This is a genomic window from Polyangiaceae bacterium (genome assembly GCA_016715885.1).
Classification (GTDB): Bacteria; Myxococcota_A; Polyangia; order Polyangiales; family Polyangiaceae; genus Polyangium.
The window spans coordinates 940,463-959,006 of record JADJXL010000028.1; the positions used below are offsets into that span (position 1 = coordinate 940,463).

An 18,544-nucleotide genomic window follows, 5' to 3' on the forward strand; every position below is an offset into this window, starting at 1 on the left:
AGTCCTCGCGCTACCGCGCTCGGACTGACGTCATGGCTGCATGGCGAGGCCTGCAATCTATGCAAAATCGTTGAGGATTCTCGATGACGATCCGAAATTCCACAAGGCCAGTCCCGAACGGTAGTGAGGGACTTTTGAATGTGTAGCGCGAGATTTCAATCCCGCGCGGGCGTTCGGTGACACACTACGGCTCGAATTTTGAGACAGCCTCTTTAACCTGGGGCGGCGTAACAAGCGCGTTATGCGCCAGATTTGCACCCTTCGAATGACACCATCATGCTGAGCTCAATGCCACCGCTCGCCGTCACATTCGACTTCGGACAAACCCTCGCGAAGCTCGATACATCACTCACGTCCGCCCGTCTCGCAGAACGAGGTTTGCACGTTGATCCGAATCACATAGAGCACGCACTGCCCATTGCGTGGAAAGCCTACAACGACGCCGTTCATCAGGGCCTCGGCGGCCATCCTTGGAAAATCCTGATGCGCAAGCTGCTCGACTGCGCAGCTAAAGGTGCGGACGCTCGCGACATATCACAAGCGGTCGATTTTCTCTGGGAACAACAGCCAGTCAAAAACTTGTGGCGAAAACCAATTCCAGGAATGCTCGAATTGATCGATGATCTTCGTGCTGCAAAAGTCCCGATCGGTGTGGTGTCGAATTCAGAGGGACGTTTGGCCGAGCTGATTGAAGAGCTGGGGTGGTCGAATCGGTTCGAGGTGGTTGCCGATAGCGGAAAATTGGGACTGGAAAAACCTCATCGGGCGATTTTCGACTGGACCGCCGAACGGCTCGGTGTGCCCGTCGAACGTATCGTACACGTCGGTGATTCACTCGCCGCCGACGTCGAAGGAGCGCTCGGTGCGGGAATGAGCGCCATCTGGTTCGATAGCGCCGCAAAAAACCACACGCACCCGCGATGCCGCATTGCTCACGATGCGAGCACGACGAGAAGCGCGCTCGAATCGCTGGGGCTTTTCATTTCTTGACGGTGACTTTGCCCGGCTCGCACGTAATGGTGTACGGCGCGGCGATTTGGCCAGCGCTGGCCGCGATGTTCATGCACATTGCATCGTACGAGGTTCCGGGGACCGACAACTTCGGCATGGCATTGGTGTCGGCGGGGACCATACCACCGAGCATGAATTGCGGCGACGAAACGAGCACACCGCAATAAGCTCGGACGCGGACGTCCAAGAATGCCAGCGACTTGTCGTCCAGGTTGGAGCCCACGAGATCGGCAATGAGCGGTTTTTCTTTGGTGTTCTCGATCCACGGCTCGCCCACGAGTCTATCTTTGAGGGCAATGATGACATCACCCAGCGTCGTGCCCGGCGTAGCTTGAGCAACCCCGACGAGTTTCGTTACAAAATCGCTGGCACCTTGCGGCTTGCATGCGCCATAGTTGGCTTCCCAGGACAAACGGCCTTGGAAATCCAAACCACGGAATCCAGGCTCGCCATCCTTCAGGAAAAACCCTGTGGCGACTTGAAAAACCTGCTCGTTTCCGCCCGGATATTCGGGGTATTCGGGCCATTCCATCGCGCGATGCAAGCTTCGCCGGAGCGGTCGAGACGACAAGGCGAATACGCTGTCGCCGGGGCTGTTGTTGCGAAGCGTGGCGTCATTTTCGGCGCTGCTCCACGGATTGAGGATGAGGGGCACTTCGTAGGCAGATACGCCGCATCCTTCTTCCGGTGCTTTCAAATTGAACAGCGGATGCGAAAGAATGTCGAGCAGCAGTGTTTTCAGCGAAAAGTGCGATGCAACGAAGTGCTCCGTCAGCTCCTGCAAAATGTCGCGCTGCATCTGCGTGCGCGGGAAGTAATTCGCAATCGTGAGCCGATTGCCCATGACTTCAGCCCACACCTGATCGACGATGTTTTGCGCAACGAGGTACGCAAACGCTTCGTCGGGATCGGCGAGCACGTCCCCGGGCAAACGCGTCAGGCCATGCTCGGCAAGCAGTGTCACGCCGCGCGCGAGCGATCGCTCGAGGTCCCATACGCTGGCGCGCCGTCCGAGGTTCGGCTCGTTGGGGGTCGAACGAATGGAGCCGAAATAGGTGTCGACGCCGAGCGGATCGTCTTGGGTGGGAACGCGGAATCGTCCACATGCGTTGCCATTCCAGCCATAAGGCGAGGTGCCATTCGACGCAGCGACGCCGCTATAACGCAGCATCGAAACGGCGCGCAATTCGTCGGTGCCCTTCGTTTCTTGCTCCTCGGGCGGATGCTGGGCGCTCGATGATCCGTACAGCGCCTGCTCGAACAAGCCCGGAATTTGCCAATGACGATTTTTTGCCGGGTCTGCATCATACGTGACGGCATATTCGCTGTTATGGCAAACCAAACAGACGCGATCCCGATGGATATAAGCGCGCTCGAAGATCGCTCCAAAGTTTTGCCGTCGCGCCCGCTCGAGCTCCAGCGGCCCGACATTGGCCGCATCGTAAGGTCTCGACATCATTGCGAACAAGTGCGCTCGGTACACCGGCGAAATGTCATCGAGCTCGATGGCCGAATCGAGCAATTCATTCATGGTGAAGCCCGGCGTCGGCGGATTCGTCGCCGTGGCGGCATTGTCACGCACCCACGCGGCAAGCGTTCCGCCGTCGAACGACGTCGAGTTTGGCGAACCGTAACATTCTTCGAGCGACTTCGTTTCGATGCGGACGACGCGAAGCGCATCCATGAAGAAATCCGCCCAGCGCTGGCGGAAGGCGTCTTCGCGCATGATGACACGAGCCACGATTTTGCGCGCATTCACGAGTTTTTTCCCCGTGGGAGGAAGCACGCCGCCGAGGTCGCCGAACTGCCCGGTTTCTTCTAGATCCGCTTGGCGAATGGCCGCAATGGTATCCGTCAGCGCCTTGACTTCGCCTTGTCCCCACGGTTTTCGTCCCGCGAGCGCCACGATGGCCCGACGAACCCACGCTTGATCGCTCGCTTGGCATTCGGTCCATTCGTGTTTTGCCGTATGCGGCGGAGGCGGCGGCGCGGCATCTTCGGTCGGACCCGCATCGGCGGCATCTTCGGTACCAGCATCGACGACGGGCTTGGGCAAATCGAGCGGCTCGACGTCCGAAGTGCAAGCAGGTGCGGCCGCAGCGAGCAGCGCACAGGGCAGAACAATGGCAAAAAGCCGGGCGTTACCATTCGTGTTCATACCGTCACCCCGAGCTGCCTTTGCTGCACCAAGAGCGCGGCATTGAGCTCATTTCCTGCACCGGGCACGTCCGATACGTTGTAGCTTTCTTGGGCAAACGGCCAAATGCCCATGGCAAGCAGCGCCGCGATTCGATTCTCTTGCGGCGACGACGCCAGCGTCGCATACCCATTTTCACCACAAGCACCGAAGACTCCCTTGTTTTCGGAGCGCACCGGGCCCCCGATGAAAACAATCGGGAATCCATACGGCCAGTGATTTCGCCCCTTGGATCCTTGCTTGAACGGCGATCTGCCGAATTCCGTCGTCAGGACGATCATGGTCTTGTCGAGGTCGATCTTCATCGGGTCGTTTTCGCCCGGTTGATTGACGATCGATAACAAGCTCTTCAGCGTATGGGACAGGTTTCGCGATTGCGTGAAGGTGTTTTCGAAGTGCGTGTCGTACCCTCCACCGCCGTCCGCTCCAAGGAGGCCCGTATCGATGATGCACACGTATTTTGCAGGCGTCGTCGGGTGCGTGATCAAGTGCGATGCGAGCTTCAGATTCATGGTCATCGCATCGGTATCGGCCGTATCGGCGCATTGCGATCCGCCAATCTTTTGGAAGAATTGCGACTCGAGCACGCCCGAAATGGCGGATGCATTCGCAATGGAGCTCGACGCCGCTTGCATATCTCCGAGCCGCGGAGCTCGCAAGGACAAGCCTTGACCCTTCCAGCGCAAGCGAGCGTTGTATTCGTCGATGTAATGCTGCATCAGCGCATCGTATTGCGGACGAACGGCAGCGATGTTTTGCCTGCCGAGCAATTCCGTCAAATCACCAGCGCCATCGACTTGGATCATGAGCGGCCGGGCAGCTCCGGGATGCATGCCAATCGATGCGACACTGCGAATGTTGTCCGTGGGCAAACCATTGGCTCCGGCGGAAAACAACGCGTACGAATACGGCGCGCGACCTGGTTCGGGGAATTGATCGAGGAAATACCGCTGCACGTGCGCGCCGAGCCCGGACAATGCAGGATGCCCGAGACCTCGGCCCGCTAGCACCATGGGAATGGCACCTTCATGCGGTTCGAGGTCGTGCGCGGTCACGGAGACGCGCATGCGCGAAGCGACATCGGGACGTTCACGCAAAGGCATGACGAATGGGCCGAGGTGCACCATGGCCCCGTTTGCGTCGGGGGCGAACGGTTCCGTCAAAGGCGCTTGCCAGCCGCATTTGTCGACGGCCGCTTGGATATCGCCGTCATTGAGGAACGAATACCATTGGGTCCCGGATGCTTGTCCAAGCGTTGGAACGCAATAGAACGACTCGTACTGGCTCACGCCGCCGTACAGGAAAATTTCAAGGATACTTTGCGCGCGCCGCTCGGGCGGAATCAGAATGCTCTCCGCCTCCTTTGGAATTTCACCGAACGCCAGCGCGCGCTTCATGCCCCAAAGGGACACGCCAAGGCCGCTCGCTGCCACGATCCCTGTACTCTTGAGAAAGTCGCGACGTTTCACCGGACCTCCACGACGTGCCCACGAAACCAGACAACTGGGTGTTCACGTAAGCGGGAGGATCGCCCCTTTGGGCGCTGGGGTCAATGGATTTTTTGTGCATTGTACAGACTTCGGTCGACTCGAGGCGTGCGTGGATTTTGATGTCATCCACCTTTCCATGCCCTGACTGCCAACAGGATGTTGTGATTTTGGCCCACGCTGCCTGAGCGCCATTTCCACTCAGCCTCGAAGTGCCACCGCACTGCCTCGAAACCTTTTTGCGAATCATTGGTGCGAAAAACGTGCGCCATGCTCCAATGACTCCGCGCGCAAACACGCCACGAAGACTTGCTTTCTCGCCGCAACTAGAGCATGAGCGTCCGATGTTATCCAAGTTCTTGCTCGTTGGCATACTCGGCGCACCCTACTTCGTAGCTGGCTGCGGTGGCGAGAACGTGACGGCGCCGCCTCCGGAATCCGCATCCACTGTGGCTCCGCCGGAATCCATGCGCGACGCGCCGGACGCCGAATGCAGTGGAGCCGATTGTCCTGGTAAACCCTCGCCCGTCGAAGCCGAAGCGCCACGCGCGCCTGAAGGCAACGCTCCGAGCGAGCCTGTTGTCAAGGAAGCGCCCAGCAACAAGCCGGCTGCGAATGCACGAGCTTCCGACGTGCCTGGGGCAAATATTTCAATCGGGCGGCTCGAAGCGGATGGGCTCGTGACGAAAGACATCGAGTGCAAAAGCGAAGGCGGCGGAGGGCTCGGGCTTCTGGGAATGGTGCTCGTAACAGCGTGGATGTCCCAGCAAAAAAGCGCGCTCGATGGGTGCGCTCCCGCCGGATCCGAAACGCGCGTCGTATGGCGAGCACGTGGCGGCAAAGTTACGGAAATTGCGGCCAAAGGCGACGCCAAAGCTTGCGTCGAGCGAGCACTCCGCCCGGGCAAACCAGCATTCGATGGCCATTGCGCTGCGACCATCGAACACGGGAAGAAGTGAGGGGATGTTCGGCCAAACATCACTTGGCCGAACATCGAGGGATCGAGCCGGGCTGGATTATCTCACGCGCGCTGCGCCAGCACGCCGTCGTGCAATCGCAAACGCGAGCGCCATGAAGAACGCCGCATGCGGCGTGTTCTTGGTGGATGCACCCATGTCACATGTGCAGCCTCCTCCTTCAACCTCGGGGCCAATGCCGCCGCCACCGCTGCCGCCTGCACCACCGGCGCCGCCGCCGCCGCCTGCACCGCCTGCACCGCCTGCACCACCGGCACCACCTGCACCGCCGCCGCCTGCACCACCCGCACCGCCTGCACCGCCTTCACCCAAGCACGCGCCATCAATGCAGGTACCACTCGGGCACATCGTGCCGTCGGGCGCATTCTCATCGACCGGGCATTCATCCATTGCACCGTCGCAGCTCTCCGCTGCGTCGCATACTCCCGCTGCCGCGCGACATTCCGTACCAGCCGCCATCTTCGCATCCGCCGGGCATTCATCCATTGCACCGTCGCAGCTCTCCGCTGCATCGCATACCCCCGCTGCCGCGCGACATTCCACGCCGGCCGCAACCTTCGCATCGCCCGGGCATTCATCCATTGCACCGTCGCAGCTCTCCGCTGCATCGCATACCCCCGCTGCCGCGCGGCATTCCACGCCGGCCGCCATCTTCGCATCGCCCGGGCAATCATTCATTGCACCGTCGCAGCTCTCTGCTGCATCGCATACCCCCGCTGCCGCGCGGCATTCAACGCCCGCCGCCACTTTCGCATCGCCCGGGCATTCATTCATTGCACCGTCACAGCTCTCCGCTGCGTCGCATACCCCCGCTGCCGCGCGGCATTCCACGCCGGCCGCCACTTTCGCATCGCCCGGGCATTCATTCATTGCACCGTCGCAGCTCTCTGCTGCGTCGCATACCCCCGCTGCCGCGCGACATTCCACGCCCGCCGCCATCTTCGCATCGCCCGGGCATTCATTCATTGCACCGTCACAGCTCTCCGCTGCATCGCATACCCCCGCTGCCGCGCGGCATTCCACGCCCGCCGCCACTTTCGCATCGCTCGGGCAATCATTCATTGCACCGTCACAGCTCTCCGCTGCATCGCATACCCCCGCTGCCGCGCGGCATTCCACGCCGGCCACCACTTTCGCATCGCCCGGGCAATCATTCATTGCACCGTCACAGCTCTCTGCTGCGTCGCATACCCCCGCTGCCGCGCGACACTCCGTGCCCGCTGCCATTTTCACATCGTCTGGGCACGTCGTCTCAACGCCGTCGCACGATTCGGCCGCATCGCACGCACCTGCCGCAGAACGACAAACCGTCCCCATGACCGCAGGCCCGCACGTGCCATCCATTGCAGCACCCGCTGCGACGCTGCACGCCTGACAATCCGTCGAATCCCCATCACCACACGCGCTATCGCAACACACCCCGTCCACGCAAAATCCGCTCGCACATTCCGATGCCGTGACGCACGTGTCTCCTGCCGCATTCCGCAGCACCAATACATAAGCCGACCCCGAATCGACACCCTTGTCGTCGTCGTACCGCGCCCCAACCAGCGCCGTGTCTCCAGACAACGATACCGAATACGTGAACCAATCGGTCTGCGATCCATCACTCGGCACGAGTTTCTGGTAATGGCTCCACGTTCCCCCAACACGCTCGAACACATGCCCAGTACCCGAATTCACGCCCAATTCGTCATCGAATACGGCCCCCACGAGCGCCCTGTCGCCAGACACCGATACCGTCACGCCAAATACGTCGCCAGCCGCTCCATCGGGCGCCACGAGCTTCGCTTGCTGCGTCCAAACGCCTCCGCTACGCTCGAAGATGTACGCCGAACCCGAGTCCGCGCCCAGGTCGTCATCACCATACGCCCCAATGAGCGCCGTGTCCCCGGACAGCGACACCGCCCAGCCAAAGTAATCGTTGGCCGCGCCATCCATGGCCAAAAGCTTCGCCTGCGGCGTCCAAATTCCACCACTATGCTCGAAGACGAACGCTGCACCCGCGTACGTGCCATTGTCGTCGTCTCCGTCGGCTCCGATAAGCGCCGTGTCCCCAGACAGCGATACCGAAACGCCAAATTCACCAAAACTCAACCCATTGCTATCCGATATCTTGGCTTGCTCCGTCCATACCCCACCATTACGCACGAAAGCATAAACCGCTCCCGCACTGCTGATCGAACCGTCACCATAAGGGGCTCCCACGAGCGCCATGTCCCCTGACAGCGAAACCGAAAGCCCGAACGATGCGAATGCCCCGCCATCGCTCGCCACCAATTTCGCTTGCTCGGTCCATATTCCCCCATTGCGTGCGAATACATAGGCCGAACCCGAGCCCTCGCCATTGTCGTCGTCATTGAATGCTCCCACGACCACCGTGTCCCCGGACAATGACACCGATTGCCCAAAATTGTCGCCCGCCGCCCCGTCACTCGCCACGAGCTTCGCTTGCTCGGTCCACACCCCACCATTGCGCACGAATACATACGCCGCACCAGAACCATCGCCTTTGTCGTCGTCGTTGAATGCCCCCACGACCGCCGTATCGCCGGAGAGCGACGCCGACTGCCCAAAGTTGTCGCCCGCTGCACCATCACTCGCGACCAGCTTCTGCTGCTCTACCCATATCAATGGGTCGATCGTCAATGGATATTGCGCCCCCACGTCATCCACGACAATCGAAATATCCTCGCCACGCACCTCGAGCCACGCCGATATCGCTCGTCCCGTCGCATCCGTCACGAAAAGATCCGTATACGAAAGCTTCTCGCGACCGTCGGAATCGACGAACTTCAACGCTTCCCCGCGACCATCTCCATCGGCATCGTCGAGCGTCGCCACGATGTCTCCATTCGTCGCCATCTGAATCGTCTTCGGCCCGTCGCATGCCGGCGGCTCGAGCAAAACAAAACCTTGTTCGACTCCAAGCGGCCCGTTCACATACCACTCGTGCAGCGCGTCTCGATGAAGCTCGACCCGGTTTCCTCGCACGTCGATCGATGCATCCGTCATCGGCACCATCGCGCCCGCACATCCCACCGCCACCGTGCGCATGGCAAGCTGCCAATCTCGATCATTCGGCTCCAAGCTGATGCCGTCGACGTTCACGGTTGCAACGAACCGTTGCGCTGGGTTTTCGAGTCGCAAACTGCCATCTTGCATCACCGCCGCATACGACTCCGATGCCCCCGTTTGCACCGCCGTTATGTATGCCGCTCGCAAGCTTTTGGGCACCGATTGCGACGACCTCGAAGGCTCGTGCATCGCCCCGCTACTCGAAGACGGTTCGCCGACGCAGCTCGGCGCGAGCAGCGATGCGGCTACGATCATGGCATAGGCATGTGTATTTCTCGAGTATCGCATGGGCAATCATCCTGGCGTTGGACGTTAAGGACAAACAATCGTCACGTTGCCAGAACCGAGAACGAAGCGCAAGAGGTGTGCGGACAAATCGAGCGCTTCGAATGGGTGCTCGAACCGACCTCAAAGACGCGAACCACGTTTCGTCCCTTCACCAAGCACGTTTTCAACTTTCCACTCGAGGCCCCTTCCCTGCGGCTCCGATCCGGCGTACTTTGTGTTTATGATCATGCTGTTTGCGGGCGTTTTCTTGGGCCTCTTCGCTTGGTCGATTTTCGAGTACGGCTTGCATCGGTTCTTCGGACACGCGCGGTTCGTCGGAAAGGTCGTCCGGCGCGAGCACACGCAGCACCACGTAAATCCGAACTACTTCACGCCTCTTGCCCGCAAGTCGCTCGGTATGGTCCCTGTCTTCGGGGGCCTTTCGGCGCTCGTGCATCCATGGGCGGGCGTGATGGGTGCCGTCGGCGCCGCTTTGGGAATGGCTGCAGGTTGGTTGACATATGAAATTTTGCACCAGGCCATTCATCGGCGCGCGCCTCGCAATGTGTATGACGCGTGGGCACGGCGTCACCACTTGTATCATCATTTCGGCGACACGAAGGTCAATCATGGCGTCACGACGCCGCTATGGGATTGGGTATTTGGTACGTACGAGCGCGCTGACGTCGTCGTCATTCCGCGCCGGTACGCCGATAAGTTTCCATGGCTCGTCGACGACACGAGCGTCGAGCGCCCCGCATGGGCCGATTCGTATCGCGTCGGCTGACGGTTTTACCACCGCGGCAAACCGGGTTTATCTTTATTCCAATCCATTGGTTGGCCCCTTTCGCTCCCGCGCAAGTTTGGCAAGACCGTCAACTCGAGCATACTGCGGTGGTAGATTTGCGCATGCACCAGGAGTTGCCCGATCGGCTTTACCTGGTATAACCTTTCCCTATGCCCAATCGATCAACGCCGAGCCGAACTGCCACGAAGATCGCCCGTTTCATGCTGCTGCTCGATGCCGTCCCGCGATTGCGCGACGTGCTGCCCAAAGGTGCAGCGGCCACCGTGGAGGGCATCCTGAGAAATTCGGGTGCGGTCCCCGCGCGGCTCATCGATATGATGCGAGCGCCGTCCACGCGGCGTCTTTATGAATTGGTCGAGCAGTTCACCGGCAAAGGGCAACTGCTTTGGTTCGGCATTCGCAAGCGCTGGGTCGCCGAATGCGTCGAAGAAGCGCTTCGAGATGGCGCGCGCCAGCTCTTGGTGCTCGGCTCGGGGCTCGATCCGCTCGCTGCAATGGTCGCCGAACGTCATCCGGACGTGCTTTGCGTGGAAATCGATGCACCAGCCACCGCAAATCCGAAAGCCGCGGGCATCCAAGGCGCGGGGCTCGAGCGGCCGAATCTCGCGGTGATTCCGGTTGATCTATCACAAAGGCCGCTCGCCGACGCTTTGCAAACGACGCAATGGCGTAAGGATGTGCCGAGCATCGTGGTTGCCGAGGGTCTATTGATGTATCTCACGCCGGCCGATGTGGATGTTTTTTTTCGCGCGTTATCGAATTGCACGGCTCCGGGCACGCGCGTCGCGTTCACGGTCATGGACATGGACGAAGAAGGGCGGCCCTATTTGGGGCCACTCAGCGGAATGATGCGCCCGCTTTTGCGTTTGGTTGGCGAGCCGCTGCAATGGGCATTGCGGCCGCGCGACGTGCCGACATATTTGGAGGCGCGAGGGTTTCGGCTACGTGACCAGCCATCGATGGATGTTTTGCGGCAGCGGTTCCTCGAGCCGATCGGCGGCAAGGACGAGCCATTGAGCCATTACGATTACCCGGTGCTCGCCGAGTTGCATGAGAGAGCCGCGGACGGGCGCGCATCGGATCACTGATTTGCTTGGCGAAACATCACTTCCAAATGCAATGACTTCGCCATTCAATACGGCGGCAGCATCCGGCGGAAACCATGTGCGAGCGCCACGGCGAGAAAGACCATGTTGCGCACCGGAATGGCCGGCCAAAACAGCGGCAATGGGCCTTCCCCTTCATGAGCATCTCCGTGCGGATTACCTCCAAACCTTGCAGCTAGTCGCGCACCGAGTTTCCTCATCCATGCAATCGATCGAGGCCAATCGGTGATGCCGTCGAGCCACACAGCAGGAATCGCGCTCGCGCCTGCGGTGGCTCCCGCAAGTGCTCCGACGATGGCGCCTGTGCTATCGGCATCGCCGCCAAGAAGGATGACGTCTTCCACGCAGCGTTCGATGTCGAAAGGATTGGATAACCAGCAAAAAAGGGCAGCCGGGACCGTGTGGAGCATGTAGCCACTTACGCCTTTGGCAAATCCAAACGATTGCGCGAATTCAGCCGCGGATGCGCCGCGCGCAACGAGCTCGGCCACCTGCTCGAGCGCTCGGCAAAGCTCGACGTCGTGCACATGCGGCCGGATTTCGTCGAACAATACGCCCGGCGTTACGCCACGAGGACCATTTCGGATACCATGGGCCGCCGCAAGCGCAATGACGAGCGCTCCCTCTTCCGCACGTGGATCGGTATGCGTCATGCGCGTCGAAAGACGCACGAGCGTTTTGATGCGCGCAATATCGTCCGCACAACAAGCACCGATGACGGGAGCCCTCATCGCGGGACCATTGCCTGCCGAATAGACGCCGCTGGTCATGGGAGAAAAACCAATCCACAATTTTACGATGGCCCTCAGCGTCGCCCACCCCACAGCGGCCGGCATTGCAGCAAACCAGCCTCGAAGGCGCCATGCCAATGAACGCGAGAAACGATGCGTATCGTCGGGTGCCGCAAGAAGCGCCTGCGCCGTCAAACAAGCATGCTCCGCATCGTCGCTCGTCATTCCGCGACCGAACAAGAATCGATGACGTAGCGGACGCAATCCGTACATTCGAGCCGCACGCGTCGGCGAAAGCCCCTCGCGGGGCAATCCGAGCGCATCACCGACGGCCGCACCGAGAAGGACACCCTGAAGTCGATCCAGACGATCGATTGAATTGACATGCATGAGCTCGCTAAGAGCAATGGCCATGCCCGAACGTTGCACGCCAAGAAACAGCGGATTTCGCGAGGCGCCGCGCGTCGATTCACGATTGCATTGCGTCAACGTGGCATGAACAGGCATTCAACGTTGACAACGTGACAGAGCATTGCGCGAGAGGGGTCACGAGCGTCGCGCAACACGGACACATCCATCGCTCTCGGCGAAGCGTAGCGCCCTCGCTTGACATCCCGCCGCACACCTCATACAACCGAGCACCCGTGAAGAGGCGGAAGACACGCGCGACGCGACCATCGGTGCCGAATGCTCCGGCGCTGGGCCTGCGCGCGCGTTTCGTCGCGATGATGGGCGTGTTGCAGTGCCTCGTCGCTGCGCCGACGCTGCGCGCCCGCAGGTGGCCTCGACGAACCATGCGTCTCGTGCACGTCTTCGTCGTCGCGATGCGCCTCGTCGTCGCGATGACGGCGGTGCAAATCACCGGCATCCCGCACGTCGTGGCAGACGTCGCCGCCATCGCGCAAGGCAGTAACCACGCCGAAGATTGCCCGAATGACGAAGACGGACGCGAATGTCCACCGGGCTGTCCAAGCTGCCATTGCACGCATGCAATGAATGCGCTGCCGTCCGTCGCGCCACCCACGTTGCTCGATTTATTGGCGCCCATCGAAGTCGCCATTGCGCTGTACGACCCGGCGGAGCCATCCGGGCCAGATCCTGCCGCCTTGTATCGACCTCCTAGACCAGGCCGCGTTTCCTCGTAACTGGTTCACGCGAAATGAGTTTGTCACGGCGCATGCGCGTCGTGCATCCGCATCTGCAACCGCTGCCGCGCGTGCGCGTGCAGCGGAAGGAGCATCGGTCGTGAAGCGTATTCGTGTCGTCGCGGTGGCCGCGCTCGTCGCCGCATCATTGTGTCCTGTCGCCGAAGCATTCGCGGCACCTTCCTGCACACCCATCAATCGACAGAATTTGATCCGTTGCGCGCTCGAAGGAAGCCTTACGGCAAAAGCCGAACGTCAGAGCCTGGAAGCTGCGGACGCTCGGCAAGAGGCCGCGCGTCCGGTTTTACCAGCCAATCCAATCGTCACGCTGTCGGGGGCTCGTCGAAGTGCGCCGGGCGTCGCGCCGGTCATCAATTGGTATGCGACGCTGTCGCAAGAAATCGAAATTGGCGGCCAGCGTGATGCGCGGCAACGTGCGGCAAGTGCGGAACGTGAAGCGCAAGCCAAAGCCGTGACGAAGACCGAGCGTGACGTGGCAGCCGCTGCATGGCGCGCGTATTTCGAGGCGCTTGCGGGGCGGGAAGAAGTGCGTTTGGGCGAAGCGCTGGAATCGTTGACCGCGAAAGTTGCAATGGCGACGCGAGCGGCCGCGGACAAGGGCGTCGTGTCGGGCGTGGATGCGGACGTGGCGGAGACGGCGCATTTGCGCGTTGCACAGGAACGCATTGCCGCAGCGCGACGCGCACAAATTGCCAAAAGCGCGCTCGTCGTATCGCTGGGACTCGATCCGAGCGCCAACGTGGATATCGAAGGCACGCTGTTGCCGCTCGCCGATGTTGAAACCTACGCGGCCAACCAAGAGAGACAGGCCCCCATTGATCGCCCCGAAGTGCAGGCCCTCGAAGCGACAGGACGCGCGTACGAAGCTCGAGCGTCGGTGTTTCGCCGTTCGCGGGTTCCAAACCCGACGATTGGCGTATTCGTTCAAAACGATGGTTTTAATGAACAAGTATTCGGTGCGCAGATATCGGTACCGATACCGCTACCGCAACCGGTGGGTCGGACGTATGCGGGAGAAATTGCGGAGGCCGAGGCATTGTCTCGCCGAGCGAAGACCGAAGTGGAGCAAGCTCGGCGCGAAATCAAGCGCGATCTGGCGCATGCATTGGCGACATTTGCTGCGGCGCGCGCTCAAAGCGAGCTTTATACGGCCACGCGTCTGGAGCGCGCCGATCAAAGCTTGCGTGCGATTGCATCGGAAATCGAGGCGGGACGCCTTGCCATACGGGACGCGATCGTATCGCAACAAGCTCTCGTGGAAATGCTCCGCGCGGGGCTCGAAACGAAGAAAAACCTTGCGCTCGCCTCGGTGGACCTGGCCGTCGCCGCGGGTTATCCGCTGGAACGAGGTGCGCCGTGATTCGGAGATTGTTGATATGCGGCACGGCGCTGCTCTTCGCGATGGCTGGCTGCGATAAAAAGGGCCACGAAGACGAGCACGCGAAAGAAACGGCTCCCAAAGCTGCGGAATCCGCGCATGGGCACGACGAGCACGACGAGCTGCCTCGCCGAATCAAGCTGACGCCCGAAGTCATTGCCGACGCAAACATCCGCACCGCGGCGGTTCGTCGAGGAACGTTGGCGATGACGATTTCGCTACCGGGTGAGATTGCGGCGGACCCGGATCGATCGGCACGCATTGCATCGCCGGCTCCGGGCAAAATTGAAGAAGTGCGCTTCAAGGAAGGGGCTCTTGTCAAAAAGGGCGACGTGCTCGTGGTGATTCGCGTGCCCGAGCTTGGCAAAGTGCGTGGCGCGCACGCGGCTGCACTGGCGAAGGCAAAAGCGGCGCGCGCGAATGCAGAGCGATTGCGGGCACTATTGGAAAAACGTCTCACGTCGGAGCAATCGGTCGTCGAAGCGGAAGCGGAAGCGCGAGCACTTTCGGCTGAAGCGCAAGCGCTGGGAGCTGAGCTATCGGCGCTTGGCGCAGGCGCACAAGAAGGATCGCCATTCAAGCTGGCATTACGCGCGCCGATGGATGGAACGGTGGTCGCACGGGACGCGGTGATGGGGCAGCCGGTGACGGCAGAGCATACGCTCGGGAGCATTGCGGATTTGCGCGAAGTATGGTTTCTCGGGCGGGTATTCGAAAAGGACCTCGGGCGCCTCGCGGTGGGTGCGAGCGTCGAGGTGCAGCTCAATGCGTATCCGAACGAGCGATTTCAAGGGAAAGTCGATTACATTGGGCAAAAAATCGACCCCGTCGGGCGCACGGTCACGGCGCGCATTACGCTACCCAATCGCAATGATTTGCTCCGCATTGGTCTATTCGGCATGGCGCACGTGGCCACGGGGGAATCCGAGACACGTGAAGCTCGGCTGCTCGTCCCGCGATCGGCGGTGACCGAAGTGGGGCAAAAGCCGGTCGTATTCGTCAAGCAAAGCGAAAACGAATTCGAATTGCACGACGTCGTCCTCGGAGATGCAGCGCTCGGAAACGTCGAAGTCGTCTCGGGATTGCGCGAGGGTGAAGAGGTCGTCGTCGATGGTGTCTTTACGCTGAAGAGCGCGGTGCTCAAAGGCACGATTGCGGAGGATCATCACTGATGGCGCTCCTCTCTGCAATCCTCTCGTGGTCGTTGCGCAATCGGCCCATCGTCCTGATATTGACGATGCTTTTTGCATTCTTCGGCCTTCGTTCTGCGACGACATTGCCCATTGATGCCGTTCCCGACGTCACGAGTGTGCAGGTGCAGGTGATAACATCAGCGCCCGCGCTTTCGCCGGTCGAGGTGGAGCAATACGTGACGGTGCCGGTCGAGCGGGCGATGGCGGGGATTCCGAAAACGACCGAAATCCGCTCGATATCGAAATACGGTTTGTCGGTGGTCACGGTCGTCTTTCATGATGGAACGGACATTTATTTTGCTCGGCAGCTCGTGAACGAACGAATGCGTGAAGCGTCCGATGCGGTTCCCACGCAATACGGTAAGCCCGAAATGGGGCCCATATCCACGGGGTTGGGCGAGATTTTCCAATTCACGGTCCAAAACGATCGACTGAGCTTGATGCAGCTCGAAGAGGTGCTCGATTGGCAAATCGCACCACAATTGCGCACGGTCCCCGGCGTCATCGAAGTGAACAGCTTTGGCGGCGAGGACAAACAGTATCAGATTACGCTGGATCCAAAACGATTGCAGGCCGCAGGTGTTTCGGTCGCCCAGGTCGTGGAGGCGCTGGAAAAGTCGAATGCAAATGCGGGTGGTGGGTACATCGAGCACGCGCGCGAGCATTTTGTCATTGGCACCGACGGGCTCGTGAAGGGATTGGATGATTTGCGGCGCGTCGTGATAGGCGCTACGCCCGACGGCGTGCCCATTACGGTAGCAACGGTGGGGGACGCGCAATTCGGCCCGCGGCTGCGGCGCGGAGCCGCAACGAAGGACGGAAAAGGCGAAGTCGTCGTCGGCGTGACGCTGATGCTGATGGGCGAAAATTCCCGCACGGTGACGCAGGCTGTCAAAGATCGTATTGCGACCATTTTGCCATCGCTCCCCGAAGGTACTCGAATCGAGCCATTTTACGATCGTTCGGAGTTGGTCGGTCGCACCATTGCTACGGTCGGGAAAAACCTCGTCGAAGGTGCGCTGCTCGTCATTCTCGTGCTTCTATTTTTGCTCGGTGACATTCGAGCGGGCCTCGTCGTGGCCACGGTCATTCCGCTTTCGCTGCTTTTTGCGATTACGGTGATGAACGTCGTGGGGCTGTCGGGCAATCTCATGAGCCTCGGGGCCATTGACTTCGGGCTCATCGTGGATGGCTCGGTCATCATCGTCGAAAATGCCGTGCGACGCTTGTCCGAGCGGCAACATGCGCTGGGGCGAATCATGACCGCGGACGAACGAATCGATACCGTTCGAGGCGCTGCGCTCGAGGTTCGTTCTGCAAGCGTGTTTGGCGAGGCGATCATTGCGATCGTCTATTTGCCCATTCTGGCGCTCACGGGTACCGAGGGGAAGCTATTTCGCCCCATGGCAACGACGGTGCTCTTGGCGCTGCTCGGGGCATTCATTTTATCGCTCACGTTCGTACCGGTTTTGGCGAGCTACGTGGTGCGTCCGGGGAAAAACGAGCACGAAACGTGGCTCCTTCGGAAAGCGCGAAAGCTCTACGTACAGGTGCTCGAACGCGTCATGCGACGGCGGTGGATTCCCGTGACCGCGGCGGTACTTTCGCTAGCGGCTGCGCTGGGCGTGTTCACGCGCATTGGAGCTGAATTCGTGCCACAGCTCGATGAGGGCGATCTATTGATAGAAGCGCGACGATTGCCGGGCGTGGCGCTCTCCGAATCGATTGCGACGGACTTGCGGCTCGAACGGGCGCTCATGAAGGTTCCCGAAGTCGCGCACGTCGTCGGAAAGATTGGTGCACCCGAATTGGCGACCGATCCCATGGGCATCGAGCAATCCGACGTATATGTCGATCTGAAGCCACGAAGCGAGTGGCGCAGCGGGTACACGAAAGAAATGATTGCGGACGAGCTCTCCGAAGCTGTCGAAACCGCCGTGCCCGAGATCGCTGGAGGCGTATCGCAGCCCATTCAAATGCGCACGAACGAGCTGATTGCCGGCGTGCGTTCGGACGTCGCCGTCTTGCTTTATGGTCCGGATCTCGAGGTGCTGCGCACTTTGGGGGATAAGGCTGCAGAAGCGATTCGTGCGGTCCCGGGAGCTGAAGACGTACGCGTCGAACAAGTGGCGGGGCTATCGTATTTGCGTGTCGTCCCGGATCGAGCGAAGCTTGCGCGGTATGGGCTGACCATTTCCGACATCAATCAGCTCACGGAGACGATGGCCGTCGGCCACGTCGCGGGCGAAGTGCTGGAAGGCGAGCGTCGATTCAGCATGGTCGTGAAAACGAATCATGGTTTTGCGGGCGAGCTCGACGTTTTGCGCGCATTGCCGCTGAAATCGGTCAGCGGGCAGGTCGTGCCGCTTGGTGACGTTGCGGAGCTGAAATTCGTGACGGGTCCTGCGGCGGTCAATCGTGAGGGGCAATCGCGCAGGTTGACGGTCGAATTCAACGTGCGAGGCCGGGACATGCTCTCCGTGGTGAAGGATGCGAAGAAGGCTGTTTCGAGCGCCATTCAGCCACCGACGGGCTATCGCGCCGAATGGGGCGGGCAATTTCAGCATTACGAGGAAGCGCGCCAGCGCCTTGCCGTGGTCGTACCGCTGGCGCTCGCGCTGATTCTGTTTTTGCTCTGGCTTGCATTCCATTCGATTCGAGCGGCATTGCTCATTTTCTTGGGCGTGCCCTTCGCGACCGTGGGAGGCATCTTGGCGCTTTGGATTCGAGACATCCCATTTTCGATTTCAGCCGGGATCGGGTTCATTGCGCTGTTCGGCGTGGCGGTTCTGAACGGGCTCGTGCTCGTATCGTTCGCTCGGCACTTGCAAGCAGAGGGGCAGGATCACGTCGCCGCCATTCGTCACGCCGCTGAATTGCGCTTGCGCCCGGTCCTCATGACGGCCCTCGTCGCATCGCTCGGATTCTTGCCAATGGCGATATCGACCGAACCGGGCAGCGAAGTGCAAAGGCCGCTCGCAACGGTCGTCATCGGCGGGCTCATCACGGCGACGATGCTGACGATGCTCGTTCTACCAGCCGTTTACGCTTGGTTCGGCAAAGATTCGAAGCACGTCTCGGGCAATCCTAGCGATTGAATTCCATACATCGCAGCTTCGGTCGCATTGCGGATTCTGCTTCCGCC

At 60.4% G+C, this 18,544-nt stretch carries 12 protein-coding genes; 8 read left to right on the forward strand and 4 right to left on the reverse strand.

Translation table 11 applies throughout. The features are described from left to right. The first annotated feature begins 288 nt into the window (after window positions 1-288). Window positions 289-990, forward strand: coding sequence for an HAD-IA family hydrolase (locus IPM54_45290; GenBank protein ID MBK9266979.1), 702 nt, complete (start codon window positions 289-291; stop codon window positions 988-990). On the opposite strand, the gene IPM54_45295 is transcribed toward IPM54_45290, so the two are convergent. Both IPM54_45295 and IPM54_45300 read right to left on the reverse strand, forming a co-directional pair. Further along, window positions 980-3,169 carry a hypothetical protein gene (locus IPM54_45295; protein ID MBK9266980.1) on the reverse strand — a complete coding sequence of 730 codons (2,190 nt, stop codon included), beginning with the start codon at window positions 3,167-3,169 and terminating at the stop codon, window positions 980-982. The genes IPM54_45290 and IPM54_45295 overlap by 11 nt on opposite strands. Then, window positions 3,166-4,605 carry a DUF1501 domain-containing protein gene (locus IPM54_45300; GenBank protein ID MBK9266981.1) on the reverse strand — a complete coding sequence of 480 codons (1,440 nt, stop codon included), beginning with the start codon at window positions 4,603-4,605 and terminating at the stop codon, window positions 3,166-3,168. Before IPM54_45300 ends, IPM54_45295 begins: the two co-directional genes overlap by 4 nt. Window positions 4,606-5,039: 434 nt before the next feature. On the opposite strand from IPM54_45300, the gene IPM54_45305 reads away from it, so the two are divergent. Then, window positions 5,040-5,654, forward strand: coding sequence for a hypothetical protein (locus tag IPM54_45305; protein MBK9266982.1), 615 nt, complete (start codon window positions 5,040-5,042; stop codon window positions 5,652-5,654). Between the two features lie 57 nt (window positions 5,655-5,711). On the opposite strand, the gene IPM54_45310 is transcribed toward IPM54_45305, so the two are convergent. Next, complete coding sequence (locus tag IPM54_45310) at window positions 5,712-9,038, reverse strand: hypothetical protein (protein MBK9266983.1); 3,327 nt, start codon at window positions 9,036-9,038, stop codon at window positions 5,712-5,714. A 220-nt stretch (window positions 9,039-9,258) separates the two neighbouring features. On the opposite strand from IPM54_45310, the gene IPM54_45315 reads away from it, so the two are divergent. Both IPM54_45315 and IPM54_45320 read left to right on the forward strand, forming a co-directional pair. Beyond that, complete coding sequence (locus IPM54_45315) at window positions 9,259-9,804, forward strand: sterol desaturase family protein (GenBank protein ID MBK9266984.1); 546 nt, start codon at window positions 9,259-9,261, stop codon at window positions 9,802-9,804. A 170-nt stretch (window positions 9,805-9,974) separates the two neighbouring features. Continuing rightward, the gene (locus IPM54_45320) at window positions 9,975-10,913 is read left to right on the forward strand and encodes an SAM-dependent methyltransferase (protein ID MBK9266985.1); all 939 of its coding nucleotides are present in this window, start codon (window positions 9,975-9,977) and stop codon (window positions 10,911-10,913) included. 44 nt (window positions 10,914-10,957) lie between these two features. Here the strand turns inward: IPM54_45320 and IPM54_45325 are convergent, their stop codons facing one another. Next, window positions 10,958-12,052, reverse strand: a complete 1,095-nt coding sequence (locus IPM54_45325) for an ADP-ribosylglycohydrolase family protein (protein MBK9266986.1) — start codon at window positions 12,050-12,052, stop codon at window positions 10,958-10,960. 254 nt (window positions 12,053-12,306) lie between these two features. Between IPM54_45325 and IPM54_45330 the strand changes: the two genes are divergently transcribed. The 4 genes from IPM54_45330 (at window position 12,307) to IPM54_45345 (ending at window position 18,497) form a co-directional block, all read left to right on the forward strand. Continuing rightward, entirely contained in the window at window positions 12,307-12,807 is a 501-nt protein-coding gene (locus IPM54_45330; protein MBK9266987.1) for a hypothetical protein, read from the forward strand. Between the two features lie 100 nt (window positions 12,808-12,907). After that, window positions 12,908-14,188, forward strand: coding sequence for a TolC family protein (locus IPM54_45335; GenBank protein MBK9266988.1), 1,281 nt, complete (start codon window positions 12,908-12,910; stop codon window positions 14,186-14,188). Beyond that, window positions 14,185-15,378, forward strand: coding sequence for an efflux RND transporter periplasmic adaptor subunit (locus IPM54_45340; protein ID MBK9266989.1), 1,194 nt, complete (start codon window positions 14,185-14,187; stop codon window positions 15,376-15,378). The genes IPM54_45335 and IPM54_45340 overlap by 4 nt, the downstream gene beginning before the upstream one ends. Further along, window positions 15,378-18,497 carry an efflux RND transporter permease subunit gene (locus IPM54_45345; GenBank protein MBK9266990.1) on the forward strand — a complete coding sequence of 1,040 codons (3,120 nt, stop codon included), beginning with the start codon at window positions 15,378-15,380 and terminating at the stop codon, window positions 18,495-18,497. The genes IPM54_45340 and IPM54_45345 overlap by 1 nt, the downstream gene beginning before the upstream one ends. Window positions 18,498-18,544: the final 47 nt, after the last annotated feature.

Coding starts and splice junctions, on each gene's coding strand:
- IPM54_45290 (MBK9266979.1), top strand. CDS start 289: ATGCCACCGCTCGCCGTCACATTCGACTTCGGACAAACCCTCGCGAAG.
- IPM54_45305 (MBK9266982.1), top strand. CDS start 5,040: ATGTTATCCAAGTTCTTGCTCGTTGGCATACTCGGCGCACCCTACTTC.
- IPM54_45315 (MBK9266984.1), top strand. CDS start 9,259: ATGATCATGCTGTTTGCGGGCGTTTTCTTGGGCCTCTTCGCTTGGTCG.
- IPM54_45320 (MBK9266985.1), top strand. CDS start 9,975: ATGCCCAATCGATCAACGCCGAGCCGAACTGCCACGAAGATCGCCCGT.
- IPM54_45310 (MBK9266983.1), bottom strand. CDS start 9,038: ATGCGATACTCGAGAAATACACATGCCTATGCCATGATCGTAGCCGCA.
- IPM54_45325 (MBK9266986.1), bottom strand. CDS start 12,052: ATGCATGTCAATTCAATCGATCGTCTGGATCGACTTCAGGGTGTCCTT.
- IPM54_45295 (MBK9266980.1), bottom strand. CDS start 3,169: ATGAACACGAATGGTAACGCCCGGCTTTTTGCCATTGTTCTGCCCTGT.
- IPM54_45300 (MBK9266981.1), bottom strand. CDS start 4,605: ATGAAGCGCGCGCTGGCGTTCGGTGAAATTCCAAAGGAGGCGGAGAGC.
- IPM54_45345 (MBK9266990.1), top strand. CDS start 15,378: ATGGCGCTCCTCTCTGCAATCCTCTCGTGGTCGTTGCGCAATCGGCCC.